Origin of the sequence: Myxococcus faecalis, assembly GCF_050039385.1 — a bacterium.
GTDB classification, from domain to species: domain Bacteria; phylum Myxococcota; class Myxococcia; order Myxococcales; family Myxococcaceae; genus Myxococcus; species Myxococcus fulvus.
The window spans coordinates 4,960,913-4,985,814 of sequence record NZ_CP144336.1 but is presented as its reverse complement, the minus strand read 5'-3'; the positions used below and the strand labels follow the sequence as shown (position 1 = coordinate 4,985,814).

Here is a 24,902-nt window from a genome sequence, read left to right as displayed (position 1 = left end):
GTCCCCACGCGCGTCACCCATCGACCCAGGGTCGACGCTCCCCGGAGGATTCGGGAGTTCCTCACGGCGCTCGTCGAGGCAATCATGTGGAGCCCCGTGCGTACCCACCCGGTCATCGCGCGAGTCCCCCAGGAATCCCCATCCATGTCCCGACTTCCGTCTCTCCGCCTCGCCGCCGTGTCCCTCTCGGGCACGCTCGCGCTCGGTCTGCTCACCGGCGCGGCTCCCTCCAAGCCCCAGACGCAGTGGCTGTCGCGTCCCGCGGAGGCCGCTCGCGTGGCCCGCGTGGAGGAGAGCCTGCCCGCCATCGCGCTGTCCGGTGAGACACCGCGGCACCTGTCGCTGCCGCAGTGGATGGAGCTGTACAAGGTCCCCGGCATGAGCATCGCCGTGTTCGACCAGGGCAAGCTCGTCTGGGCCAAGGCCTACGGCGTCAAGCACGCTGGCGGCACCGAGCCTGTCACCATCGACACGCTCTTCCAGGCCGCGTCCATCAGCAAGCCCATCACGGCGATGGCCGCCATGCACCACGCCGAGAAGCGCAAGTGGTCGCTCGATGAGAACGTGAACGACAAGCTGGTGTCGTGGAAGCTGCCCGACAACGACTTCACGAAGGAACAGAAGGTCACCCTGCGCCGCCTGCTCTCGCACACCGCGGGTACCACCGTGCACGGCTTCGGGGGCTACGCGGTCGACGCGCCCCTGCCCACGACGCGGCAGATCCTCGACGGGGAGAAGCCGGCCAACACGTCGGCCGTGCGCGTGAATGTGGTGCCCGGCACGCTCACCCGCTACAGCGGCGGCGGCACCACCATCGTCCAGCAGTTGCTGGTCGACCAGCTGAAGAAGCCGTTCCCCCAAATCATGAAGGAGACGGTGCTCGCGCCGCTGGGCATGAAGGACAGCACCTACGAGCAGCCCCTGCCCGCGTCGCTCGCCTCGCGCGCCGCCACCGGCACCACCCCCGACGGCAAGCGCGTCCAGGGAGGTTGGCACGTGTACCCGGAAATGGCGCCCGCGGGCCTGTGGACGACGCCGTCCGACCTGGCGCGCGCCGCGCTGGAGATGTCCAAGGCCACCCAGGGCCAATCGAAGCGCGTGGTGTCGCAGGCCATGGCGAAGCAGATGCTGACCCGTCAGCCCGAGTCGCAGTCCTTCGGCATCGGCTTCTTGCGGAACCCGGGGCAGGACTGGTTCGGCCACGGCGGCGCGAACGAGGGCTACCGCGCCCTGCTCGCGGCGTTCGCCGAGTCCGGCAGCGGCATCGTCATCATGACCAACTCCGACAACGGCTCGCGACTGTTCGAGCGCCTCATGGCCAGCGCCATCTCCGTGTACGGCTGGAAGGGCTACACCGTCGAGCCCGAGCACCCCTCGATGACGGTGGACCTGCTGGTGCGCACGAAGAGCGTCGAGGACGCCATCGCGTGGTTCAAGGCGCGCAAGGCGGAAGCGCCCCAGGACGAGAAGCTGTCCGCGGACGTGCTCAACGAGCTGGGGTACTCGCTCTTGCGAGAGGGGCAGCAGGCCGACGCGCTGAAGCTGTTCGAGGCCAATGTCGCGCTCTTCCCCCAGGACGCCAACGCGCACGACAGCCTGGGTGAGGGCTACGTCGCCGCGGGTCGCAAGGCCGAGGGCGCCGCGAGCTACCGCAAGTCGCTGGAGCTCAACCCGAAGAACGACAACGCGCGCAAGGTGTTGGAGACCCTCGGCGCCGCGACGACGAAGTAGTCCGCCCGGGGTGTTACCGGGGCGAAGACGGTGCTCTCTTTCCTGGAGCCCGTCCTTCGCCCTGGCATGCATCGGTATTGTTCCCCTCGTCAACGATGCACACGGTGACGGCGGCCTCCTCGGCCAGCATCCAGCGCGAGCACGTGAGGTCGCGCGGCGGCCGACGAGCGCAATACCGTGCCGCTGGGAGACCCTCGCGGAGCAGGCCGTCGAGAGACGGAGGCTCCTGTCCTGAAGGAACCCCGTCGAGGGCCCCTCAGGCGCGTCACCTTCGGAGTCGACGCGCCGCGGAGGGTGGAGGGCACGTTCGGCTTCGTCACCAACGAGGCTCTCGCGGTGCCGCGCTCCGAGCCGACTCGCCCCCGAGGAGGGCCCGTTCGTCAGTGGCGAGCTTCGTCACCCATGAAGCACTCGCGGTACCTCGCTCCGGACCGCCCGCGCACTGAGTCGCCCTCCATCATCGACCCTGCGCTCCATGCGACGGGTTGGCGCGAGGCCTGACCCGGGAGCGCGTCGACCGCGCACTCCAGCGATGCGCTCCATATCCGACTACAGGCCCGCGGACTCGCTCAACCGCGCGGCCTGCAGCAGCAGATAGTCGCGCTCCGGCAGGCTCGTGGTGCGCTCGGCGGCCTTGCGGTAATGCACCACCGCCTTCGCGGGCTCACCGGCGCGCTCCAGCAGGTGCGCGCGGACCGCGTCCAGCCGGTGGTTCCCGGCGAGCCGCCCGCCCTTGTCCAGCACGTCCAGCAATGTCAGCCCCGTGCGAGGCCCGTGCACCATCGCCGTCGCGATGGCGTGGTTGAGCGCCACCATCGGGTTGTCCGTCAGTCCCATCAACACGCCGTAGAGCGCGAGAATCTGCGGCCAGTCCGTGTCCTCGGCGCGCGTCGCCTCGTCGTGCACCGCCGCGATGGCCGCCTGCACCTGGTACAGCCCCAGCGAGCCCTTCGACAGCGTGGCCGAGATGAGCGCCACGCCCTCGGCAACCATCGCCGCGTCCCAGAGACTCCGGTCCTGTGCGTCGAGCGGAATCAGCTCTCCCGACGTCCCCGTCCTCGCGGCCCTCCGCGCGTCCGTCAGCAACATCAGCGCGAGCAGCCCCGCCACCTCGCCGTCCTCCGGCAACAGCGTGTGCAGCATCCGTGTCAGCCGGATGGCCTCGCCCGACAGGTCCGTGCGCAGCACCTGGGCCCCGGAGGTCGCCGCATACCCCTCGTTGAAGATGAGGTAGAGCACTTGCAACACCGCGCCCAGCCGCTGCGCGGTCTCCTCCGGCGTGGGCTTCTGGAACGGCACCCCGGAGGTGTGGATGCCCTGCTTGGCGCGGCTGATTCGCTGCGCCATCGTCGCCTCGGGGACGAGGAACGCCCTGGCGATCTCCGCCGTCGTCAGGCCGCCCACCGCGCGCAGCGTGAGGGCAATCGCCGAGGTCGTCGTCAGCGCCGGGTGACAGCACATGAAGAGCAGCGCCAGCGTGTCGTCGCGCCCCATGGACTCGTCCCCCATCACGGGCAGGACGAGTTGGAGCTCCGGCGGCACCATGCTCACCACCAGCTCCTCCCGGTGGCGTCGGGCCGCCTCGGCGCGCACCTGGTCGGTGATGCGCCGGGAGGCCACCTGGATCAGCCAGGCGCGCGGGTCCTCCGGCACGCCATCGAGAGGCCATTGCATCGCGGCCGCGAGCAGCGCCTCCTGGACCGCGTCCTCCGAGGCTCCGAAGTCACGGAACCGTCGGAGGATGGCGCCCAGCACCCTGGGCGCGTGCTCGCGCAGCAGGGACTCGATGGGGTGGCCTGCTGGGGACTTCACGTCAGAGGAACTCGGGAGGAGGACCGCTCATCACCTGCCGGACCTCGATGTCCATGTTCATCGGCTTGCCTGCGAGGCCCGGCGCGGCGGACGCCTCGGCGGCGATGGCATAGGCGCGCTCGGGGCTGTCCACCTCCACCAGCCAGTAGCCCACCAGGAACTCCTTCGACTCGGGGAAGACGCCGTCGGTGATGGGCTTGCCGTCCGCCCCCGCCTTCACGCGCTTCGCCTGGTCCGGCCCGGCCAGCCCCTCGGCCGCCAGCAGCTCTCCCGCGGAGGAGAGCTTCTTCGCGAACGACACCATGAACGCGATGTGCGCCCGGATGTCCTCCTTCGGCCAGTTCATCATCGCGTACGGGCCCTGACCGGCGTGGTTCATCATCAGCATGTACTTCATGGGTGGCTCCCTCTTTCCGTGTCGGCCGCGCCCCGGAATCGGGGTGCGTTCACCCCTATGTCGAAGCTGCGGAGAACTTCTCGACATGCCTCCGAAAATACCCGGCGATTTCCGCAAGCCCTCGTCATTCCAGGGGAGTCCGTGCCCCTGGAAGGGATGAGGCTCAGAGCACCTTGCCCGGATTGAGGATGCCGAGGGGGTCCATCGCGGCCTTGAGGCGGTGGTGCAGGCGCAGGCCCTCCTCGCCGAGCTGCCGCCCCAGGAAGGGCTGCTTCAGCGCCCCCACGCCGTGCTCACCGGTGATGGTGCCGCCCAGGTCCAGCGCGGCCGCGAGGATGTCATCGAACGCGCCGCGTGCCCGGATGAGCGCCGCGGGGTCCTGGCGGTCGAAGACGACGGTGGGGTGCATGTTCCCATCGCCCGCGTGGCCGAAGGTCCCCACGAGCACCCCGCGCTCGGCGGCGATGCGCTCCACGGCGGCGAGCAGCTCGGGGATTCGGGACAGGGGCACTCCCACGTCGTCGAGCAGCGTGGCGCCTTGTCGCTCGAGCGCGGGATAGGCGAGGCGGCGCGCGGTGAGCAGCAGCTCGCCCTCCGCTTCATCGGTGGAGTGGGTGACGAAGGTCGCGCCCGCGGCCTCGCAGACGGCCGCCATGGTCTCGATTTCCGCCACGCCCTGGTCGCCGCCCGCGTCCGAGCGCGCCAGCAGGAACGCGGCCGCGTCCACGTCCAGGCCCAGGGGTTTGTACGCCTCCACGGCGCGGCAGGTGGCCTGGTCCATCAGCTCCAGCATGGACGGGCGCGTGCGCGCCATGATGTCCGTGACGGCCGAGCCCGCGCCCGCGAGCGTGGGGAAGGTGGCGACCAGCGTCGTCGCCCTGGGGGGCTTGGGGCGAAGGCGCAGCGTCGCCTCGGTGATGACGCCGAGCGTGCCCTCCGAGCCGACGAACAGCCGCGTCAAATCGTAGCCCGCGACGTTCTTCACGGTGCGCCCGCCGGTGCGCACCACCGAGCCGTCCGCGAGCACGACCTCCAGCCCCAGCACCGCATCCCCGGTGACGCCGTACTTCACGCAGCACAGGCCGCCGGCGTTGGTGGCCAGGTTGCCACCCAGGCTGGAGAACTCCCAGCTCGCCGGGTCCGGCGCGTACCAGAGCCCGTGCGCCGTCGCGGCCGCCTTCACCTCCGCGTTCAGCACGCCCGGCTGCACGACGGCGAGCATCCCCTTCGCGTCGACCTCCAGCACCCGGTTCATCCGCATCAGCGACAGCACGATGCAGCCCTCCAGCGCGTTGGCGCCGCCGGACAGTCCGGAGCCCGCGCCCCGAGGCACCACCGGGACCTTGTGCGCCGAGGCGACCTTGAGCACCGCGCGCACGTCCTCCGTGCAGGTGGCGCGCACGAGGACGCCAGGGGTGCCCGCGGGGGCCCACTCGGCTTGATCACGCCGGTGCGCCTCCAGCACGTCCGCGTCGGTGACGAGGGCATCAGCGGGGAGCACGGCCGTGAGCTCCCGCACCAGGGCTGCGTTCGTGTCCTTCGTCATGGGGTGCCCTCGCGGCCGCGTAACGATTTTTGAAGCCGAGGCGCCGTTTCTAACGATTTCCTGGGCAAAAGCCCTTTCTCTAACGATTTCTAAACCCGGTGCGGAGCACCTGCCGCCGGCTCCCGCGCCCTGAGCCTTCGACGCGCGACGCCCACGGCCCCTCGCGCGGATTCGGCTAACCTCCGCCTCACGCGCCATGGCCGAGGACGCCTCCACCCCGACGACATCTCCCCGGCTGTCCTTCCCCCGGCTCCTGCTCGTGCGCCTCTGGAGCCTGTGGCTGGACGCGGTGAACCGGGCGGCGGACCTGGCCGTCCTCGTGTGGCGCCCACGACTGCTCGGCCCCGCGCTGTCCCTGTGGCTGCGCGAGCTGCTCGTGTCGCCCTACCGGCCGCGTCGCTCCTTCGAGGTGGTCCGCCTCCTCCAGTCCAGCGGCCAGGGCTTCGACGAGCTGATGTACGGCGAGACGCCCGTGCACACCGCCCTGTCGCTCTTCCAGCGGGCCGGGCTCACCGCCCACGGCCACCTGGTGGACCTGGGCGCCGGACGCGGCCGGGCCCTGCTCGCCGCGCGCTGGCTGGGCGCCAGGGCCACGGGCATCGAGCTGCTCGAGGAGCACGTCACCCTCGCCTCCGGCCCCCTGTCCCGGGCCGGCGCCGTGCTGCGCCAGGGCGACGCGGCCCTGGCCGACCTGGGCGAGGCCACCCATGTCCTCGTCAACTGGACGGCCCTGTCCCCCCAGACGCGCACCCGACTCGTCGCCCGCCTGCGCACCTGCCGCCCCGGCACCCGCGTCCTCACGATGACGCGCCCCATCGAGGCCCCGGGCTTCACCGTGCGCTCCCGACACCGCGCCCTCTTCACCTGGGGCCTCGAGCCCGTGTGGATTCACGAAGTCCCGGACTCCACCGCCCAGGTCCCGACTTCCACCGCTTGAGAATCCCCGCCCGTCCGAGGGAGTGGGCGCACCCGACCCTCCAGTGGCTTCCTCTCGTGGGCCTTACTGTCTAGTCTCGCCGGTCCGATACCGGCCGGCAGGACCCGGGCGCGGTGCGTCCCTCTTTCCGTGCCGGATGACCCGGGCCCCGGACCTCCCCCTTCCGGGGCCCCACAGGAGCAGACTCAGATGAAGGCTTGGATGGCCGTGGCGATGCTGGCGGTGGTTCCCCTCGTCGGATGCGGTGGCTCGCGTGAGCTGAACCGCGCGCGCGCCGAGACGAACGTGCTGAAGAAGACCACGGAGGAGCTGCGCTCGGAGAACGAGGCGCTGAAGACCAAGGTGACGGAGCTGGAGGGCGAGGTGGCCAGCGTCACCAAGGAGCGCGATGACCTGAAGGCCGCCGTCGAGCAGGCCGCCGCCGAGGCCGCCGCCGCTGCCCAGTCCGCCGGCAAGAAGCGCAAGAAGTAGTCGGGGGACCCGCCGATGACCGGGGCGCGCACCCAGGCGGTCCATGTCCACGACGGCTGCGACGTGTACGTGGGCCGGGCCTTCCGCGCGTGGGCGAAGCCTGGCCCCACCAACCCCGTGCCCGGTCGCTTCGGCAACCCCTTCAAGCCCGGTGGCGTCGGCACCCCGGGCGCCCTGTGGAAGAAGTACTTCGCCCCCTGGGTCGCCGGGCTGCCGGGCGCGGAGCCACAGCGCATCCACGAGGAGGCCCTCCGCCGCATGGGGCCCAACGTGGATGCCTTCGAGTCCTTCCGCTGGTACCTGGAGCTGCGCTCCCGCCATGACGCCGCCTGGCGCGAGGACGTGCTCGCCCTGCGCGGCAAGCGCCTGGGGTGCTGGTGCAAGCCCGGCCCCTGTCACGCCGACGTGCTGGTGTCCTGGCTGGACTCGCGCGCGAAGCGCTGAGGCCCCTCGCGCCGGTGTCGACATGTCGGGCTCGCGCTCCGACGTGTCGGAAGCCGTGTCGACCCATGTGTCGGAGGCCGTGTCGACGGGGTTCTCCCTCGGAGGACCGGGCTCGGGGCGCGCGGCACACGCGCTGCAGTGAGGGCAGGCACCGGGGGCACACGAGGCCCCTGGCCCATCCCTTCCCATTGGAGTGCGCCATGCCCGAAGTGAGCGTCGAGAAGCCGACCCAGACGAAGCCCGGCCCCGAGTCCACCGAGAGCCTCACCGCCACCATCGTCAACCAGACCTCGGGCGACCTGGTGCTGGTGAAGTCCATCACGAACCAGCAGTGGACGCAGCCGCCCCCGAGCGTCATCCCGTCCGGACAGTCCGGCCGCTTCATCAGCCCCGGTGACTTCAGCAACCCCTCCACCGGCTATGTGGTGTACCAGGCGTCCGCGGTGAACAACGCCACCTTCACGCTCAACTGGGACATCCCCTCGGTGGGTCCCAACAGCTTCAGCTGGCCGACGACGCCCGGGCTGGTCGCGAACGAGAGCGGCTCGCTGAGCGGCTGGAACATCTCCGCGTCCTGGTTCGTCAGCGCGGGCTGAGGCGCGCGGGCGGGCCCGAGGGCCTCATGCTCCCGACTCGGCTAGCATGAGGCCCCGGCCACCATGTCTCCGACGCTCGCCGATGTGTCCACCGCCGCCATGCCCCAACGCGGTGGAGGTCCGCAGGGGCCTCGCCTCGTGCCCGCGCTGACGCTCGTCTCCCATCCCGTGCCCGCGCGCGTCGGAGAGCGGCTCCGACTGGATGCGCTCGTGGCGGGACGCGAGGTGGCGCTGTCTCGCAACGCGCCGGACTTCACGCGTCCCGGGTCCGCGCTGGGACAGCCGCTGAACGACCCGTTCATCAGTCGCAAGCCGTTGACGTTCGCCCCGGGCTCGAAGCCGGGGAGCGTGCGGCTGACGTGCACGGCCGGTGGCGAGCGCGTGGTCATCGCCGGCTCGGCGCTGGAGGGCACCTGGGAGCTGTCGGAGGCGGAGCTCCTCCAGGGTGTGCCGCTCGAGCTGGGCGGGCGCGTGGTGGTGCTGCTGCACCTCATGGACGCGGCGGAGGGCTCGGCCACGGTGGACACGCTCGGCATGGTGGGCGAGAGCACCGGGGTGCGCCGGCTGCGTCGACACATCGAGCGCGTGGCGGACCTGGATGTGCCCGTGCTCATCCGCGGCGAGACGGGGACGGGCAAGGAGCGCGTGGCCCAGGCCATCCATCAGCGCAGCCGTCGACGCGACGGCCGCTTCCTCAGCGTCAACCTGGGCGCCATCCCGAAGGAGCTGGCCGCGGCGGAGCTGTTCGGTACGCAGAAGGGCGCGTACACGGGCGCGGCGCAGAGCCGTGAGGGCTTCTTCCGCGCGGCGCATGGGGGCACCCTCTTCCTCGACGAGGTGGGCGAGGCGCCGCCCGAGGTCCAGGTGATGCTGCTGCGCGTGCTGGAGACGGGCGAGCTGTATCCCGTCGGCGGCACCACGCCGGTGGCCGTGGACGTGCGGCTGCTCGCCGCCACGGATGCGGACCTGGACGAGCGCATCCGTGATGGGCGCTTCAAGGCGCCGTTGCTGCACCGGCTCGCGGGCTACGAGGTGCATGTGCCTCCGCTGCGCGAGCGGCGTGAAGATTTGGGCCGGCTGTTCTTCCACTTCGCCCGTGAGGAGCTGGCATCGCTGGGCGAGGCGCACCGGCTGGACAACGAGGACGCGTATGCGGCGCCGTGGTTGCCCGCGCCGCTGGCGACCCGGCTGGTGCGCTTCCCGTGGCCGGGCAACATCCGGCAGCTGCGCAACCTCGCGCGGCAGCTCGTCATCGGCAGCCGGGGTGAGCCGACGCTCCACGCCGAGCCTCGACTGGAGCATGAGCTGGAGGTGGCCGCGGCCTCGACCCCTGGGGCCTCGGTGTCTTCGCCCGAGCCCGTCGCGGAGCTTCGGGCCCCGGCGACACCACGTCGCAAGGCTTCACAGGTGACGGAGCAGGAGCTGCTGGCCGCGCTGCGCGAGCATGCGTGGGACCTGAAGGCCACCGCCGAGGCGCTGGGCATCCCCAGGCCGTCGCTCTACGACCTCATCGACAAGAGCCCGAACCTGCGCACCGCGGGCGACCTGCGCTCGGACGAGATTGCCCAGGCCCACGAGGCACACGGCGGTGATTTGGACGCGATGGCCCGAGCGCTGGAGGTGTCTCGCAAGGCGCTGGGCCGGCGCATGAAGGAGCTGGGCCTGACACCGCGCGGGGAGTGACACACGCTCCCGCGTGGCACGGTGCATGCTGTCTCCGCGTGCATCGCGACATGTGTCGATGGGAGGGAACGTGAGGAACGGAAGCTGGGTCCTGGGAGTGTTGCTCGTTGCGGGCTGGGCGGCGTGCGCGTCACGGACGCGTGAGACAGTCGGCGCGCCGGAGTCGAACCCACGGCAAGCACAGGAGGACGGCCTGCCCCGCTTGCAGCAGACCGATGGAGGCTGCGCGGTGGACCCGTGTCTGGCGGGAGACTCGGGCTGTCTGGGCATCGCCGTGGAGACCGGGAGCGTGGGGAAGCGGTTCGACCCGAGGCCCGGCGCGAAGGGCTGGACGCTGTGCTCCGGTCAGGGACTCGAAATCACCTCCGACCTGGACAAGGACCTGTGCATCGACCTGCGCGACGTGCGCTCGACCGCGGATGGGGGCGTCGTCGCCCTGACGAAGCTGCGGAGCAAGAGCGCATGGTCCGACCCCAACCTGCCCTCGGGCGAGTACTGCCTGAGCATCTGTGACGACAAGGACGACCACTGCGCGCAGGGCTGCAAGGACTCCGACTGCGTCACGGATGACCAGACCATCCGCGGCAACCTCGATGTCGTCACCAAGGTGCCCCAGCCCACCGAGGAATCCGACTGAAGCGCCCCCTCACCGCGACTCCGCCACGGAGAGCAGCGGACTCCACGCGCGCGTGAGGTGCGGATTGTCGCCGAGCGCGCGGGACAACAGCTCGCGCGCCTCGGAATGGGTGCTCCCCGTCTCCGTCGAGGCCAGGAGCAACCCGGCGCGCAAGGCCCGCGCTCGTGGCCACGTGGGCCTCGCCGCGAGGACCTCCTGCGTGAGCACCCGCCCACGCTCCAGCCGCCTGGCGTCACTCGCACCGGGCCGCTGTCCCCATGACAGACAGAAGCGCGCGAAGGCCAGGCGGTGCTCGGGCTGGGTGGGCTCCAACGCGAGGGCCTGTTCGAACGCATGCTCGACCTGCGTGAGCGACTCCGCGTCTCCCTTCGCGAGCGCCTCGAGGGCCAGCGCCTCGCCCAGCTCCCGCCACGCCTGGGCCTGCTTCGGATTCAGCGTCAGCGCGCGACGCAGGGCCTGGACGGCCTCCGTCAGCACCGGCTCCACCGGCTGTCGCCGCGCGCGCCTCCACTCGGCCTCCGCCAGGAGCGCCGTGCCCAGGTTCATCCACGGCGGGGCCAGGTCCGGCACCTTCTCCAGCGCGTCCTTCAGCGCGACGCGCGCCGCCTTCACCTCGGCCTCGGGAGAGCGCCCCTCCAGCACTCGCATCCGCGCGCGCCACGCGTGGACCTCGCCCACGTTGTTCTGTCCGTAGCCCTGGGCCGGCGCCAGCGCGATGGCCTGCTCGAACGACTTCAGGGCCTCGCGCAGCGACGGCTCCGGGTCTCCCCCGCGCTCCCACGTGTCCTTGGCCTGCTCGAACCCCACCGTGCCCAGGCCGTTGTGCAGCGGAGGCAGCCTCGGGTTGATGGCCACGCCGCGCAGATACGCCTCACGGGCCCGCAGCAACGTCGGCCTCACGTCCGCGCCCGAGTCGCGCTGCCTCGTGGCCCGCGCCAGGTGCACCTCGCCCTCGTAGAACCAGGGCACCACGTGCGCGGGGTTGAGGGTGCGCGCGCGCTCCAGGGCGGAGGCGGCCCTGTCCAGGTCCTCCACGGGGCTCGGCGCCCGGGGATTCGTGGCGCGCGCGAGGTACTCGGTCCCCAGGTTGATCCACGCCTCGGGCCGCTTCGCGTCCAACGCGACCGCGCGCTCGTGCGAGTCGATGGCCCGCTGCCGATAGGGCAGCGAGTCGCCCCCCACGCCGTCCTCGTGGTCCGCCCACACGCGGAACACCTGCCCGTGGTCGGCGTGGAAGTCGTAGTCCCACGTCTCGGGGCTCGCGCGGTCGAAGGCGGCGACGGCCTCGCGCAGGGAGTCCCGAGGGTCCAGCCCCCTCTCCTGCCGCAGCCGGGCCCGCTGCCAGTGCACCAGGGCCAGCTCATGCAAGCCCTGGAGTCGCAGCGGCGACAGCGCCATCGCCCGACGCGCCGAGGTCAGGGCCTTGTCCAGCAGCGGCTCCACCTCACCGCCCCGCCGGGCGTGATGCTCGGCGAGGCGCCGGTGGAAGCCCGCCTCCAGCTCATGGGCCTCCGCATCGTCCGGCGCGAGCAACAGCGCCTGGGACACCGCCGCCATGCCCCGCTCGTAGTGAGGCGCCACCTCGCCCTGGCCATACAGCGCGAGCAACAGCGCCCAGCCCTCCAGGCGCGCCCGCGCGAGCGCCACGGCGGGCACGCTGCGACCGATGTCCGCCGCGTGCGCATAGGCGCGCCGTGCCTCCTCCAGGTCCGCGAGCGCGCCGTCCCGCTGTCCCGTGTTCCAGCGACTCGCGGCCCGCGTCACCAGGATGTCCCCGCGCAGCAACGGGGCCTCGTGGAACCAGGGCGGTCGCGAGCCCGGCGCCTCCAGCTTCGCCAGCGCCTCGTCGAGGCGGTTCTCCAGGAACGCGAGCAGCGCGGCCACGTACTCCGGAGAGGGGACCTGGGCCCCTTCGCTCCGGCGCAGGAAGTCGCGCGCCGTCTCACCGAAGCGACGGGTGGCGTCGTGGAGCCGCTTCGCGCGGGTCGTCTCGTCCCGGGTCCGCTCGGCGTCCAGTCGCGCGCGCTGGTACAGGTGGCTCAGGACCAGGGCCAGCGAGTACGCCACGCGCGGCTCGGTGTTGCCCGCCCGCCACGCCGCATCCAGGTGATGGTGCGCGAGCAGGTCGTCCCCGAGCGCGAGGTGTGCGCGCCCCAGCGCATAGTGTCCGGGGCCATCCGCCATGGGCCCCGCCTCGCGCATCGCGGCCTCCAGCTCACGCATGCGCTGGCGCAGGGCCTCGCGGTCCGCGCGCGTGTCGTGCGCGGGAGCGATGCCCGTGTAACGGACCTGGGCCTCGATGCGCTCCACCTGCTCCGTGAACCGGCGGGCCAGGGCCTCGCGCTGGGAGACCTCGCGACGGGCGAGCACCCCCTGCCCCAGCGCGAGCGACACCACGACGAGCGCCCCCATCCCCAATGCCACGGAGCGACGGTGCCTGCGCAGCCACTTGCGCGCGCGGTAGCCCGGACCGGTGCGCGCGAGCACGGGCGCGCCATCGAGGAAGCGGGACAGGTCCTCCGCCAGCTCACGCGCCGAGCCGTACCGCGCGGAGCGGTCCTTCTCCAGGCACTTGAGGGTGATGGCCTCCAGGTCCACGGGGATGTCCGCGTCCAGGGCCCGCGGAGGACGCGGCTCCACGGTGGCGATGTTGCCGAGCACCTCCAGCCCGTTCTCACCCGGGATGGGCGCGCGCCCCGTCAACAGCGCGTAGAGCGTGGCGCCCAGGCCGTACACGTCCGCGCGGCGGTCCAGTCGGGTGACCTCCCCTCGGGCCTGCTCGGGCGACATGAAGTGCGGCGTGCCGAGCACGGTGCCCGTCGCGGTGGCGCTCTCCTTCCAGTCGCGCGCGAGCCCGAAGTCCATGACGTACACGGACAGCTCGCCGTCGGCGGAGCGCTCGACCAGGAGGTTGGAGGGCTTGAGGTCGCGATGGATGAGCCCGGCGCGATGCGCGGCGTGCACCCCCTCGGCGGCGTCGCGCAGGACGCGGGCCTTCTGCTCGACGCCGAGCGACTCCACCAGCGACTGGAGCGGCAGCCCGTCCACGTAGCGCATCGCGATGTAGACGCGCCCCTGGACCTCGCCGACCTCGTACACCTCGCAGACCCGGGGATGGGAGACGCGCGCCTGCGCACGGGCCTCCGCGACGAACCGACGCGCGAGCTCCGGCTCGTCCCCGCGCACGAACTTCAGCGCCACGTGACGATGCAGCCGCGCGTCCCACGCGAGGAACACGCGGCCCATGCCGCCCTGGCCGAGGAAGCGCACGGGGGAGTAGCGCTCCCAGCCCGGCACCGGGAACGCGGGCACGTCGACGTCGGCGTCGGCGTCGGCGGGCACCCGCCCGGGTGGCACCTCCGCGCCGAGCCTGTCCGAGGCACCCGGCGGGCTCCCGCCTGGGAGGCTGAGCGTGTCGTCAGCGGCCGGCGCGCCTCCAGGGCGTACGTGGACGACCTCCGCCGCGACAGCGACAGCGCCCGCCACGGGAGCCCCTGGCGTCAACGGCTCGCGACGCTCGAGCGCGGGAGTCACGGACGCAACCGGGGAGGCCCCTGGGGTCACCGCCGCCTCGCGCCCGTTCATCGCCGAGGGCACACCGTCCGCTCCGGCGCGCCCGAGCCCGGACGTGGCCCGCCCGCCCGGCGCCGCGAGCGCGCCCGCCCGCGACTCCACCGGCTCGCACAGCCGCACCAGCGACGCATACGTGTCCTCGGAGAGCCGGCCTCGCGCCCGGAGCAGCTCCAGGGGGCGCTGTCCCAGCCGCGCGGCCTCGGCGCGCAGCACCTCCACCTCGTCGCGAGCGAGGAGTCCCTCGGCGACCGCCTGCCGCAGCTGCGCTTCGTCCTGCTCGCTCACGCTCGCGCGCTCCTCGGGCCCGAGGCCCTCCCCGCGAGCCTACCGAAATGCGCGCACGCCTCGCGCGTCACACCGGGATGTCCATCCACGGCCGGATGGGACGCTCCTCGCGGAACTTCTCGATGACCTCGCTCATCTCCCACGGCGTCCGCGTGTCCGCGAGCGCCTCCAGGTACAGGCACCTGCGCGCCACCGCCGACAAGTCGAACGCCCAGTACATGCTCATCAGCGGGTTGATCCACAGCGTGCTGCCCTGCGTCCGCACCGTGCGGTGCACGTCGCCGTACTCCCCCTCCAGCGCGGACACCACGGAGAGCGAGACGATGCTCGGGGCCCTCGGCATCCGCTCACACACGAACGACACCGCGTCCTTGTACCGCGCCACCTCCGGCATCGACTCCAGCAGCGCGGTGACGCCCAGGTAGCCCCCGTCCTTGCTGAGCGCGGCCACCGACTCCAGGAAGTGCGCGTGACAGACCCCGTGGTGCCGGTCCACGCCGAAGCCCAGACACACCACCAGCTTCGTCATCTCCGGCAGCGCCTGCACCGCGCCCAGGCTGGAGATGTCCTCCACCGGCGTGCCCAGTCCGACCTCATCCCCGCGCATCAGGATGTCCGTGCCCCCATCCACCAGCACCACCGCGTCGAACCCGAGCCGCGCGTGCAGGGACGCGTACGCCTCCCGCACCGGCGCCACGCCGCCCCGGTCCAGGCAGTGGATGGACACCTCCTCCCCCTGACGCGCGAACCAGCGCGTCAGCCACCCCTCCGGGAAGTAGTGCTCCGGCCCCGCCGTGGTGGCGTCCACGCGGACCACCCCTGGCGCCGTCCACTCCCCCTGGACGGCCTCCAGCCGCGTGAAGCTCATGTTCGCCAGCGACACCGTCTTCCCCTGCGCGCGCAGGCGGAAGTACAGCGGCAGCCCGCTGAACACGTCGAAGCCTCCACCGCCCCCGGCGATGAGCACGTGGCGGGCGGAGGCGAGTCGCTCGAACAGCGGAGAAGTGCACAAGTCCACGACGGGAGCTCCCTTCACCGGGCCCTGGAGCATCACCCACAGGGCGGCGTACCGACACCTCCGGTATATAGCGCCGCCATGTCCACCCTCATCCTCAGCGCGAAAGAGCTGCGCGGTCTCTACACCGTCGAGCTCGGCCTCCAGGCCGTCGAGAAGGCCTTCCGGGCCCACGGCCGTGGCGAGTCGCTCATGCCGCCCAAGGTGTACCTCTCCCTGCCGCAGTACGACGGCGACTTCCGCGCCATGCCCGCGTTCCTCGACGGCGCGGCCGGCGTGAAGTGGGTCAACGCCCATCCCCAGAACCCCAAGAAGCACGGCCTGCCCACCGTGCGCGCCCTCTACATCCTCAGCGACCCGGACACCGCGTCCCCGCTCGCCATCCTCGACGGCACGTGGCTCACCGCGTGGCGCACCGGCTGCGCCGGCGGCGTCGCGTCCAAGTACCTGGCCAAGCCCCAGCCCCGCACGCTCGGGCTCGTCGGCTGCGGCGTGCAGGCCCGCGTCCTCATCGACGCGCACCGCGCCCTCTTCGGGGAGCTGGAGCTGCTGCTCGCCGATGCGTCCGACGCCGCCGCGAAGGCGCTCCAGGCCGAGAAGGGCGGCCGCGTGGTCAGCCTCCAGGAGGCCTCCGGCGCGGACATCGTCTGCACCTCCACGCCCTCGCGCACCCCGGTGGTGAAGCGCGAGTGGGTCAAGCCCGGCGCCCACATCAACGCGATGGGCGCGGACGCCCCCGGCAAGCAGGAGCTGGACCCGCGCATCCTCACCGAGGGCCGCGTCTTCATCGACGACACCGAGCAGGCCCTGCACTCCGGCGAGGTCAACGTCCCCCTGCACGACGGCCTCCTGCGCGCCGAGCAGATTGCCGGCACCCTCGGCGAGGTCGTCGCCGGCAAGAAGCCCGGCCGCGCCGGGGAGGAGCTCAGCATCTTCGACTCCACCGGCCTCGCGCTGCAGGACGTGGCCCTCGCCCGCGCGCTCTACGACGTCGCCCGGGCCCAGGGCGTCGGCCAGACGCTCGACATCGTCGGCGGCTGAGGTCCGGCACTTCCGGTCCCCCCTCGCGCGAGCAGACCCTCTCGCGCGAGGCCGCTGTCTCCGCTCGAGCGCGCCCTGTGCTCGCGGCCCCGTGACGGGGGCGTCACGGAAGTCCCACTTGCGGGTCCTTTCAGACCACTCCGGGCACGCCGCCCTCCCACGAACGGTGGGTGTCACTTAAAACCCCGTTATCACTGAAACTGTCCGATTTTCGGCGACTGGACAATTTCAACCACTGTGGAGTATTCCACGAATACGCGCTGCCTGTGGGGGGGGCCAAACGACATCCTGGAGGAGCTGACCTGGGAGGATGACCTCGAGTCATCCGCCCGGAGAGGCCGGATTGCGTCCAGGCGCCCCGGAGGTGACGCGCCCAGTGCCAATGCCTGGCACCGGCCCTTCGCCTGTCCGGAGACCCATGTTCCACCCCGCCTCGTCGCGGCGTGTCGCGCGTCCGTCGGCCCTCGTCGGCCTCGTGACGCTGCTGCTCGCCTTCCTGTCCACGCCTGCCTCCGCGCAGACGCAGACCAACGCCCAGGCCACCCAACGGGCCATCAACTTCCTCAGCTCGGATGTGGCCACGTGGGTGTCGGCCAACGGCTGCGCGGCATGCCACCGCGTGGGCGCATCGACGTTCGGCCTGGCCGCGGCGCGGGCCAACGGCTACGACATGAGCGTCGTCGTCTCGAACGGGCGGACCAACCAGTACAACCTGGAGTTCCTCGGCCAGCGCATCAAGACGGAGCAGCTGGCGAACGGCTCGTGGATTCACGAGGGCACGTCGTTCCGCAACGAGAAGACGTCCTACTCCACGTTCGGCCTGGCCGGGTACGACCAGTACGTGTCCACGCAGTACAGCGCGGGGCTGGTGGCGGCGGCCAACTGGGCGCTGCTCACGCAGGAGGCCAGCGGCCGGTGGCCGTCGGACCACGCCAACTTCCCGGTGGACCACGGCAGCGTGCCCACCACCGCGCGCATCATGGTGGGCATCGCCCAGGCGAAGCAGCGCGTGGACCCGGCCCGGGCCGCGCAGTACCAGACCGCCCTGGACCGCGCCGCCGCCTACCTGCGCGCCAACCTGGACAACGCGGACCAGTCCGCCACGGGCAACGGCATGCCGTACACCTTCCAGGTGGCCTGGGCCGTGGTGGGCCTGAAGGCCGCGGGCCCTGGCCCCTCCAACGTGAACACCACCGCCATCGACACGCTGGCCAACCGGCTGCTCACCCGCGCCTCGCCCGGCAACCCGGGCTGGGGTGACCTGCCCAACACGGCCGCCAACGACATGTCCACCGGCAGCGCCATCTACGCCCTGTGCCTGGCCGGCCGCGAGCCCGCCACGGACCCGCGCGTGCGCAGCAGCATCGAGTGGCTCAAGACGCGCCAGTCCGCGGACGGCAGCTGGCGCACGGGCTCGGCCACGTTCGACATCCCCACGACGTTCGCGGCGCTGGGCCTGTCCTGCTACGGCGACTTCAGCGTGCACGTCACGGTGGTGGGCGAGGCGCGCAAGGAGCTGGTCATCGGCTCGCAGCAGGGCCAGCAGACGACGTTCACCTTCAACGTGAAGAACCACGGCTACCAGGCGGACACGTACACGCTGAGCACGTCGGGCGGGCTCCCCGGCTGGGCCTCCTTCCCCAACCCCGTCAGCCTCTTCCTGCCCGCGGGCGGCGAGGGCACCGTCACCGTCACCGTCAACGCGCCGGCGAACCTGCTGCCCGCGCTCACGAGCGAGTTCACGCTCACCGCCACGTCCGGCGGCGCCCCGGGGGTGTCCGGCTCCGCGCGCGTCAACGCGTACACGCCGCCCCTGCCGCCCGTCACGGGCCTGGCCACCACGACCACCATCCAGGCGCCCGCGGTCAACGCGCACATCACCATCGGCACGGGCAACGTGCTGTCGGCGCGCGTGCGTGACGCCAACAACAACCCCGTCGTGGGCCCCACCCACGGCGTCGTCACGTTCTACGTGGCCGGCGTCCCGGTGGGCGCGGACGCGGACGTCAACGCGGACGGCCTGTTCACCTTCGACTGGGTGCCGCCCTCGGACGCGTGGACGGTGACGGGCGCGCAGGACTTCCGCGCGGTGTACTCGGGCATCGAGCGCCAGGCGCCGCTGTCCAACCTGCTGGGCAGCACCGACGCGCGCACCGTCATCATCGACCCGTTCCCGCACCTGACGCCGTCGGTCACCATCGGCAACCCGCCCGCCTTCACCCGCGAGACGACGCTGGACATCTGGGGCTACGCCACACCGCGCGCGCCCGGCGCGGTCGTCACCTACGCGGCCTTCATCATCAACGGCGCCACCGTCATCCCGCTCACGCCGGGCAACGGCGGCCTCATCTACACGACCATCACCCTGCAGGAAGGCCCCAACATCATCCAGCTCACCGCGCGCGACAGCTTCGGCGGGGTGACGACGAAGCAGGTCAACCTCACGGTGGACCGCGTGCCGCCCATCCTGACGGTGCAGTCGCCGGTGAACGGCGCGGCGCTGGGCCAGCTCAACGTGACGGTGACGTCGTCGGTGCAGGACCAGACGCCGGTGCGCGTGGAGACGCAGTGGGTGGCGTCGTCCATCCTGGAGTTCGGCAACGGCACGGTGGAGCACACGGTGCCCATGAACTACGGCGACCAGGTCATCCTGGTGCGCGCCACGGACAGCGCCTTCAACGTGACGGAGAAGCTCGTGTTCATCTGGGTGGACCCGGGCACGCCCGTCGTCTCCACCAACCCCGGTGACAACCAGCTCTTCGGCGCGCAGCCCAACCACCAGCTGACGTACACGGTCAACGTGCAGTCGCTGTCCGCCACGACGGTGCGCATCAACGGCGGCGCGGCGCTGTCGGTGGCGCGCGGCGGCGGCGCGGTGCAGAGCACGCTGACGCTCAGCCCGGGCGTCAACAACCTCTCCATCGTCACGCTGAGCGAGACGGGCGTGTCCACCACCACCACGCGTCGGGTGAACTACGACGTGCAGGCCCCCACCGCCACGCTGCTGTCGCCCGCCTCGGGCGCCACGGTGGGCGGCACCATCACCCTGCGCGCGCGCGTCACCGACAACTTCGGCCCCATCACCAACGTGGGCTTCAGCCGCGACATGTCCGGCATCCGCCCGGGCACGCAGCAGTCCAATGGGGACTGGACGGCGACGCTCGACACCACCGAGCTGCTGGACGGCTCGCACACCGTCGACGTGTGGATGAGCGACGGCGTGGGCAACTCCACGGTCCAGCGCTTCAACTTCTTCGTCGACAACTGATGCACCCGTAGGTCCGGGGTGGCCTCTTCGCTGGAGGCCACCCCGTTGCTTCGTGTGGGCCCGAGTCCTCGTGGCCCCTCGCCGGACCGCTCAGCCCAGCAGAAGGGCCAGCTTCTCGTGGCCCTTCTGCCGGGCGCGGTCGGCCGCCGTCTCTCCCTCCAGGTTGCGCAGCGACTTGTTCGCGCCCGCGGCGAGCAGCACCTCCACCACGTCCTGCAGCCCGTTGCGCGCCGCCGTGTGCAGGGGCGTGTTCCCATCCAGGTCCGGGATGTCCGGGTTGGCCTTGCGCGCCAGCAGCGCCTGCACGCTGCTCACGAGCCCCATCCACGACGCGAGGAACAGGGGCGTCGCGCCGGACGCGTCGCGCGCGTCGACGTCCTGCGTGGGCCGGTGCTCGAGCACCAGCGCCAGCGCCGCGAAGCGCTTCATCGCCGCGTAGTGCAGCAGGTTCTGCTGGTCCGGCGCCACGGGCTTCGTGGTGTCGAGCCCCGTCTCCAGCATCGCCTTGATGACCGAGGGCGGCTGCCCCAACCCCACCGCCATGGACGCGGGCGTGACGAGCACCTGCTCCGGCGGCGTGCCCAGGTCCACCCACTCGTCCAGCGGCGCGCCCGCGGCGACGAGCGCCAGGACGAACTCCTCGGGCAGCCGGTGCAGGAGCGCCTTCGCCAGCGCCGTCTCACCCTTCTGGTCCTTCGTGCCCGGCTTCGCGCCGTGCGCGAGCAGCAGCTTCACCGCCGCCCCCGCCATGTGCTCGCGCTCGCCCTTCTTGTACCGGTCCCCCTCGCGCTCGCGGTACAGCTGCACCAGCAGGTGCAGCGGCGCCATGCCGGACGGGCCCACCGCGTCCGGGTTGGCCCCCGCCTTCAGCAGCGCCTCCGCGATGCCCAGGTGGTGCGTGCGCAGCGCCAGCTCCAGCGGCGTCACCGACGCCTTGGCGCTCACCCCGTCCGCCTTCGCCCCCCGCGCGAGCAGCACCTCCACCGCGCCCAGCGCCTCCGGCGACGTGCCGCGCACACAGGCCTGGTGCAGCGCCGTCCACCCCTCCTCCTCGTCACTGCCCGCGCCCTGCGCCGCGTTCACGTCCGCGCCCGCGTCCAGCAGCACCGTCAGGATGTCCCGCGCCTTCGTGCCCGCGCGCGAGGCCGCCATGCCGAGCGGGGCCCGACCGAACCCGTCGCGGACACTCCAATCCACCGTCGCGACCTGCGTCTTCACGGCGGCGACATCGTCCTGGGAGATGGCTTCGAGCAGCGCTTGAGACATTCGAGGGTCGTCCTTCCTGTCCCCACGCGCGAGAGCGACGAGCACCGGGATGGGCCACGAGATGGGGCGCGAGACAGGCTGTCTTCCTCGCATGTTTCAGCGCGCCCGGTCAGCAGCCAACCGCGATGACACGACGCATCCATCACCGCGAGCAGTGCACACGGACCTCACGAGTCCGGACACACCCTGGAGTCTGACATTGTGAGAGCCCCGTCTCGCGAGCCGCGAGAGCCACAGGGCCCGGCGCCTCGCTCGCCCACCGAGGCGGGGCTCGGGCGCGTTACACAATGACTGTCATTCGGGATTCCATGGACAGGAGGAATCGACTCGCGGATTCCCGAGCAAATCCCCCGTGCTCACCCAGTATGCCGCTCTCGCGGACACCCTCCTCATGACCCGGTGCTGGGTCTGATGACACCTTCTACACCTGCCCTGCGGGCAGGCGCGAAAGTGCGGGCTCCTTTGTTTGTGATTGAGCGCGTGCCGGTCATGATTCGTCCCGGGCGCCGAGTCTCTGGGCGTGCACCGCGCGCGGGCCCGGCTCCATGGGAACACGTCCGATGTCCATCCGCGCGCGCTCGCTTCGTTCCGTCTCGTCCTCGCTCTGGGGGCTCGTGCTCGTCACGCTGCTGTCGGCCACGGCCTCTCGCGCGAACGAGCGCGTGGCGGCGGCCCAGCGCGCGCTCGACTTCGTCAGCGCGGACGCCGTCACGTGGACGAAGGACCAGGGCTGCACCTCATGCCACCGCCACGGCGCCACGCTCTTCGGCCTCACCCAGGCCGGCGCCAACGGCTTCGACCTGGACACCGCCACGACCAACGGGCGCACCAACCGCGAGAACATGGAGCGGCTCGCGCGCGATTTGCTCGTGGGCCAGGACGCGAGCGGCTCGTGGTCGCTGGAGGGCGTGCACTACCGCAACGCGTACACCAGCTACGCGGCCTTCGGGCTCGCGGGCTACGACGCGAAGGTGGGCACCCGGCACTCGGAGGCGCTCGCGCGCGCGGCGGACTGGGCCGTGAGCACGCAGGAGCTGAGCGGGCGCTGGGTGGAGGACTATCCGCTCCGGCCCGTGGGCGCCTCCAACATGGGCGTCACCGCGCGGCTGATGACGGCGCTCGCCCAGGCCCGCGTGCACGCCGACCCCGCTCGCGCCGCCCGGTACCAGGACGCGCTCCGCCGCGCCGCCGCGTACCTGCGCGAGCACCTGAACGACCTGTCGGAAGGGCCCTTCGACGACGCCCAGCGCTACACGTACCAGGTGGCGTGGACGGCCGTGGGCCTGAAGGCCGCGGGCCCCGGTGAGCAGGGTGAGAACACGGCCGCGCTGGAGTCCGTGGCCACGCGGCTGCTCGCCACGCGCACGCTCGACGATGCGCCGGGCTGGGGCAGCCTCGACCAGGAGGCCCCGGACGAGACCTCCACCAGCTTCGCCCTGTACGCGCTGTGCCTCGCGGGCCGCACGCCGGAGCAGGAGCCTCGCGTCGCGCGGGCGCTCGAGTGGCTCATCTCACGGCAGGCCGAGGACGGAGGCTGGGGCGTGGGCACCTCGCGCCACCCGGACATCCCCACCACCTTCGCCACGCTCGCGCTGTCCTGCTTCCCCGACAAGGGTGACAGCGTCAGCGTCACCGTGGACGACGCCGCGAGCAAACCCGTGGCCCAGGCCCTGCCCCATCCCCAGCGCGTCACGTACACGCTCTGGGTCCTCCACGAGGGCGCTCGCGCGGACACGTTCACGCTCGAGGCCTCGGGCGGGCTGCCGGGCTGGACGGCGACGCTGGACCGCACCACCGTGACGCTCGCTCCGGGTGAGCGGACCTCCGTGACGCTCTCGGTGGGAACGCCCGTCGAGCTCGCCCCGTCCCTCACCTCGGAGGTCCAGGTGACGGCCACGTCGATGAGCAGGCCGGGCGTTTCGGGCGCGACGTGGGTCACCGCGTACACGAATCCTCCGCCTCCCACCGAGGGCCTGGAGACCACCACCACGGTGCTCGCGGGTGCGCAGCTCACGGTGGGCCGGGACAACCCGCTGTCGGCCCGCGTGACGAGCGCCGATGGCTGGCGCGCGCGGGGCCCGGGACAGGGACAGGTCACATTCCAGGTGGCCGGCGTCACCGTGGGGACGGACCACGACGCGGATGGGGATGGGGTGTACTCGGTGGTGTGGCGGCCGCGAGGGGGCTGGGAGGTGCTGGGCGCCTCGGAGGTGCGCGCGGTGTACTCGGGCGTGACGCTCCAGCCTCGCGAGGCGAACCGCCTGGGCAGCAGCGGGACACGCGCGGTGGAGATTCTGCCATCGCCGGACCCGCTGCCCTCGGTGACGCTGTGCGGACTGCCCGACTTCATGGGCGAGACGAGCCTGGGCGTGTGCGGCTTCGTGACGGCGCTGGCGCCCGGGGCCACCATCGAGTCCGCCGCGTTCATCCTCCACGGTGAGCAGTACCCGGTGGTGCCCGAGGAAAGCGGCGGCTTCGTGTGGACGGAGCTCCCGCTGCGCGACGGCCTCAACGTCATCCAGCTGGTGGCCACCGACACGTTCGGCGGACGCTCCAGCCAGCAGGCCACGGTGCGCGTGGACGCGGTGGCGCCTGGCATCACCGTGCTGTACCCCGCGGAGGGCTCGATGGTGGGCTCGCTGCTGACGGAGGTCCGCGTGTGGGTGGACGATGCCTCCCCCGTGCGCGTGGAGACCAACTGGGTGCACGTCACGGAGGTGCCCGCGGGCGGAGGACTGGTGGCGCACGAGCTGGCGCTCACCCCCGGGGCCAACGAGGTGCTGATTCGCGCCACGGACGCTGCGGGCCACGTCACGGAGCACGTGCTCACCTTCTGGGTGGACGCCGAGGCGCCGTGGCTCGTGGCGGGCCTTCCGGACGGGTGGCTCGTGGGGCCGCAGCCCGGGGACATGATGGACTACGAGCTGGCCGTGTACTCGGAGTCCGCCACGCGGGTGGAGGTGACGCCCGGCGGGGGCACGTACGAGGTGCCGCGCGGCGGAGGCGTCTTCGTGGCCCGGCTGCCCCTGGTGCCTGGGGACAACGTCTTCACGATGGTCGCGACGAGCGAGACGGGCCTGAGCACCACCCTCACCCGCGCGGTGCGCTACGACGACACGCCCCCGCGCGCCCAGCTGCTCTCACCCGGACCGGACGAGGCCGTCTCCGGCATCGTGGTGCTGGAGGCCCGGGTGACGGACGACGTGAGCGGCGTGAGGAGCGTGGCCTTCACGCGGGACGGCTCGGGCATCCGCGCGGGGACGGACCAGGGTGATGGCGTGTGGACGGCGGAGCTGGACACGCGCGAGCTGCTGGACGGCCCTCACACCGTGGAGGTGTGGATGGAGGACTCCGCGGGGAACTTCATCATCCAGACCTTCCCCTTCGTCACCCGCAACCAGCCGTAGCGCGACGTCAGCGCGGCAGGGGCGTGGCCACGTAGTCCGTCCCCTGGTCCGCGTGGCAGCCGTGGCACGTGTCGTGGCCCCGGCCGTAGTAGTTGTCGTCGTAGTTCGGGCCGAAGCCCTCGTAGAAAATCCAGGTGTCCTTGCCGGTGCCCTCGGCCACCTTGATGTCGAGGGCGTGGCCTCGCGTCGTGCGGCCATCCGACTCGAACAGCTCCTTCACGGTGATGCTGCCCACGGGGTGGACGCGGTTGCCCTCCGCCATGGAGCGGGCCAGCACGTCGTTGAAGAACACCCGCACCCGGTCGCCATGGGAGCGCACCGAGCGACGGGGCGCCGGCTCCGCGAGCCACTCCCGATAGCGCCCCTCCCGCACGAAGGCGGTGATGCCCGCCTCGGACGTGTCCAGGCCTCCCACCTCCCCCAGGCCCTCGTCGACGGAGGACGAGGGTCCACAGGCGACCAGCGCCAGGAGCACGGTGCACGGCAGGGAGGAGGGACGCACGTGGGGCCTCGTGAGGAGAGGCGCGGACCGGAGCCGGCCCGCGCGGGGACACCCTCGCTACGCCGGGACGTGCCCGCGGGTTACAGCCCGGGGATTTCCGGGGGTTTCATCCACGGCGTGACAGGACACGACCTGTTCCATCACTGAATGTGGTCCCTCCCTGTTAGGTTCGTTACCCAGGAGGTCGTCAGCCAGTGTTCCAACCCTACCCCCGGGTCATGTCGATGATTGCCCCCTTTGCTCCGTGGCCCGTTGCATCCCCCATCACCCGCATGGCCCACAGCCCCCGAG

General features: G+C 71.8%; 17 protein-coding genes. 10 read left to right on the top strand and 7 right to left on the bottom strand.

Going from position 1 to position 24,902, the window contains the following annotated elements; genetic code table 11:
* The first annotated feature begins 144 nt into the window (after positions 1–144).
* Positions 145–1,731, top strand: coding sequence for a serine hydrolase (locus VZQ01_RS19925; protein ID WP_426748694.1), 1,587 nt, complete (start codon positions 145–147; stop codon positions 1,729–1,731).
* Between the two features lie 549 nt (positions 1,732–2,280).
* Here VZQ01_RS19925 and VZQ01_RS19920 read toward each other — a convergent pair.
* From VZQ01_RS19920 to VZQ01_RS19910, 3 genes are all read right to left on the bottom strand, one after another.
* Positions 2,281–3,543, bottom strand: a complete 1,263-nt coding sequence (locus tag VZQ01_RS19920; protein ID WP_426748693.1) for an RNA polymerase sigma factor — start codon at positions 3,541–3,543, stop codon at positions 2,281–2,283.
* Between the two features lies 1 nt (position 3,544).
* Positions 3,545–3,940: a YciI family protein gene (locus tag VZQ01_RS19915; protein WP_223750936.1), complete on the bottom strand. Its 396-nt coding sequence runs from the start codon at positions 3,938–3,940 to the stop codon at positions 3,545–3,547.
* 163 nt (positions 3,941–4,103) lie between these two features.
* Positions 4,104–5,486, bottom strand: coding sequence for an FAD-binding oxidoreductase (locus VZQ01_RS19910; protein ID WP_408888589.1), 1,383 nt, complete (start codon positions 5,484–5,486; stop codon positions 4,104–4,106).
* Positions 5,487–5,682: 196 nt separating this feature from the next.
* On the opposite strand from VZQ01_RS19910, the gene VZQ01_RS19905 reads away from it, so the two are divergent.
* The 6 genes from VZQ01_RS19905 to VZQ01_RS19880 all read left to right on the top strand — a co-directional run bounded on the left by VZQ01_RS19905 (position 5,683) and on the right by VZQ01_RS19880 (position 10,254).
* Entirely contained in the window at positions 5,683–6,423 is a 741-nt protein-coding gene (locus tag VZQ01_RS19905; protein WP_223784186.1) for an SAM-dependent methyltransferase, read from the top strand.
* A 189-nt stretch (positions 6,424–6,612) separates the two neighbouring features.
* A complete protein-coding gene (locus tag VZQ01_RS19900; RefSeq protein WP_141325103.1) occupies positions 6,613–6,894 on the top strand; it encodes a hypothetical protein in 282 nt (93 codons plus the stop codon).
* A 15-nt stretch (positions 6,895–6,909) separates the two neighbouring features.
* The gene (locus VZQ01_RS19895) at positions 6,910–7,338 is read left to right on the top strand and encodes a DUF4326 domain-containing protein (RefSeq protein WP_223750933.1); all 429 of its coding nucleotides are present in this window, start codon (positions 6,910–6,912) and stop codon (positions 7,336–7,338) included.
* A gap of 200 nt (positions 7,339–7,538) precedes the next feature.
* Positions 7,539–7,934 (top strand): hypothetical protein, encoded by a 396-nt coding sequence (locus VZQ01_RS19890; RefSeq protein ID WP_223750932.1) that lies wholly within the window; start codon positions 7,539–7,541, stop codon positions 7,932–7,934.
* Between the two features lie 63 nt (positions 7,935–7,997).
* Positions 7,998–9,617 carry a sigma 54-interacting transcriptional regulator gene (locus VZQ01_RS19885; protein WP_426748692.1) on the top strand — a complete coding sequence of 540 codons (1,620 nt, stop codon included), beginning with the start codon at positions 7,998–8,000 and terminating at the stop codon, positions 9,615–9,617.
* A gap of 202 nt (positions 9,618–9,819) precedes the next feature.
* Positions 9,820–10,254 carry a hypothetical protein gene (locus VZQ01_RS19880; RefSeq protein WP_426748691.1) on the top strand — a complete coding sequence of 145 codons (435 nt, stop codon included), beginning with the start codon at positions 9,820–9,822 and terminating at the stop codon, positions 10,252–10,254.
* 9 nt (positions 10,255–10,263) lie between these two features.
* Here VZQ01_RS19880 and VZQ01_RS19875 read toward each other — a convergent pair whose 3' ends face one another.
* The gene (locus VZQ01_RS19875) at positions 10,264–14,112 is read right to left on the bottom strand and encodes a protein kinase domain-containing protein (RefSeq protein ID WP_426748690.1); all 3,849 of its coding nucleotides are present in this window, start codon (positions 14,110–14,112) and stop codon (positions 10,264–10,266) included.
* A 67-nt stretch (positions 14,113–14,179) separates the two neighbouring features.
* Positions 14,180–15,130, bottom strand: coding sequence for a DUF1152 domain-containing protein (locus VZQ01_RS19870; RefSeq protein WP_426748689.1), 951 nt, complete (start codon positions 15,128–15,130; stop codon positions 14,180–14,182).
* A gap of 78 nt (positions 15,131–15,208) precedes the next feature.
* On the opposite strand from VZQ01_RS19870, the gene VZQ01_RS19865 reads away from it, so the two are divergent.
* Together VZQ01_RS19865 and VZQ01_RS19860 are read left to right on the top strand one after the other, a co-directional pair.
* Complete coding sequence (locus VZQ01_RS19865; RefSeq protein ID WP_426748688.1) at positions 15,209–16,168, top strand: ornithine cyclodeaminase family protein; 960 nt, start codon at positions 15,209–15,211, stop codon at positions 16,166–16,168.
* A 418-nt stretch (positions 16,169–16,586) separates the two neighbouring features.
* Positions 16,587–19,436 carry an Ig-like domain-containing protein gene (locus tag VZQ01_RS19860; RefSeq protein WP_408888583.1) on the top strand — a complete coding sequence of 950 codons (2,850 nt, stop codon included), beginning with the start codon at positions 16,587–16,589 and terminating at the stop codon, positions 19,434–19,436.
* Between the two features lie 90 nt (positions 19,437–19,526).
* Here VZQ01_RS19860 and VZQ01_RS19855 read toward each other — a convergent pair whose 3' ends face one another.
* The gene (locus VZQ01_RS19855; RefSeq protein ID WP_426748687.1) at positions 19,527–20,702 is read right to left on the bottom strand and encodes an ankyrin repeat domain-containing protein; all 1,176 of its coding nucleotides are present in this window, start codon (positions 20,700–20,702) and stop codon (positions 19,527–19,529) included.
* A gap of 560 nt (positions 20,703–21,262) precedes the next feature.
* Between VZQ01_RS19855 and VZQ01_RS19850 the strand changes: the two genes are divergently transcribed.
* A complete protein-coding gene (locus VZQ01_RS19850) occupies positions 21,263–24,109 on the top strand; it encodes an Ig-like domain-containing protein (protein WP_426748686.1) in 2,847 nt (948 codons plus the stop codon).
* A gap of 7 nt (positions 24,110–24,116) precedes the next feature.
* On the opposite strand, the gene VZQ01_RS19845 is transcribed toward VZQ01_RS19850, so the two are convergent.
* Positions 24,117–24,611, bottom strand: a complete 495-nt coding sequence (locus VZQ01_RS19845; RefSeq protein WP_046717223.1) for a hypothetical protein — start codon at positions 24,609–24,611, stop codon at positions 24,117–24,119.
* Between the last annotated feature and the right edge of the window lie 291 nt (positions 24,612–24,902).

What these genes read in the sequence shown, in the direction of transcription:
- VZQ01_RS19915 (WP_223750936.1), bottom strand. Translation starts at nt 3,940, where the DNA reads ATGAAGTACATGCTGATGATGAACCACGCCGGTCAGGGCCCGTACGCG.
- VZQ01_RS19885 (WP_426748692.1), top strand. Translation starts at nt 7,998, where the DNA reads ATGTCTCCGACGCTCGCCGATGTGTCCACCGCCGCCATGCCCCAACGC.
- VZQ01_RS19865 (WP_426748688.1), top strand. Translation starts at nt 15,209, where the DNA reads ATGTCCACCCTCATCCTCAGCGCGAAAGAGCTGCGCGGTCTCTACACC.
- VZQ01_RS19910 (WP_408888589.1), bottom strand. Translation starts at nt 5,486, where the DNA reads ATGACGAAGGACACGAACGCAGCCCTGGTGCGGGAGCTCACGGCCGTG.
- VZQ01_RS19905 (WP_223784186.1), top strand. Translation starts at nt 5,683, where the DNA reads ATGGCCGAGGACGCCTCCACCCCGACGACATCTCCCCGGCTGTCCTTC.
- VZQ01_RS19895 (WP_223750933.1), top strand. Translation starts at nt 6,910, where the DNA reads ATGACCGGGGCGCGCACCCAGGCGGTCCATGTCCACGACGGCTGCGAC.
- VZQ01_RS19860 (WP_408888583.1), top strand. Translation starts at nt 16,587, where the DNA reads ATGTTCCACCCCGCCTCGTCGCGGCGTGTCGCGCGTCCGTCGGCCCTC.
- VZQ01_RS19855 (WP_426748687.1), bottom strand. Translation starts at nt 20,702, where the DNA reads ATGTCTCAAGCGCTGCTCGAAGCCATCTCCCAGGACGATGTCGCCGCC.
- VZQ01_RS19890 (WP_223750932.1), top strand. Translation starts at nt 7,539, where the DNA reads ATGCCCGAAGTGAGCGTCGAGAAGCCGACCCAGACGAAGCCCGGCCCC.
- VZQ01_RS19850 (WP_426748686.1), top strand. Translation starts at nt 21,263, where the DNA reads ATGTCCATCCGCGCGCGCTCGCTTCGTTCCGTCTCGTCCTCGCTCTGG.
- VZQ01_RS19900 (WP_141325103.1), top strand. Translation starts at nt 6,613, where the DNA reads ATGAAGGCTTGGATGGCCGTGGCGATGCTGGCGGTGGTTCCCCTCGTC.
- VZQ01_RS19925 (WP_426748694.1), top strand. Translation starts at nt 145, where the DNA reads ATGTCCCGACTTCCGTCTCTCCGCCTCGCCGCCGTGTCCCTCTCGGGC.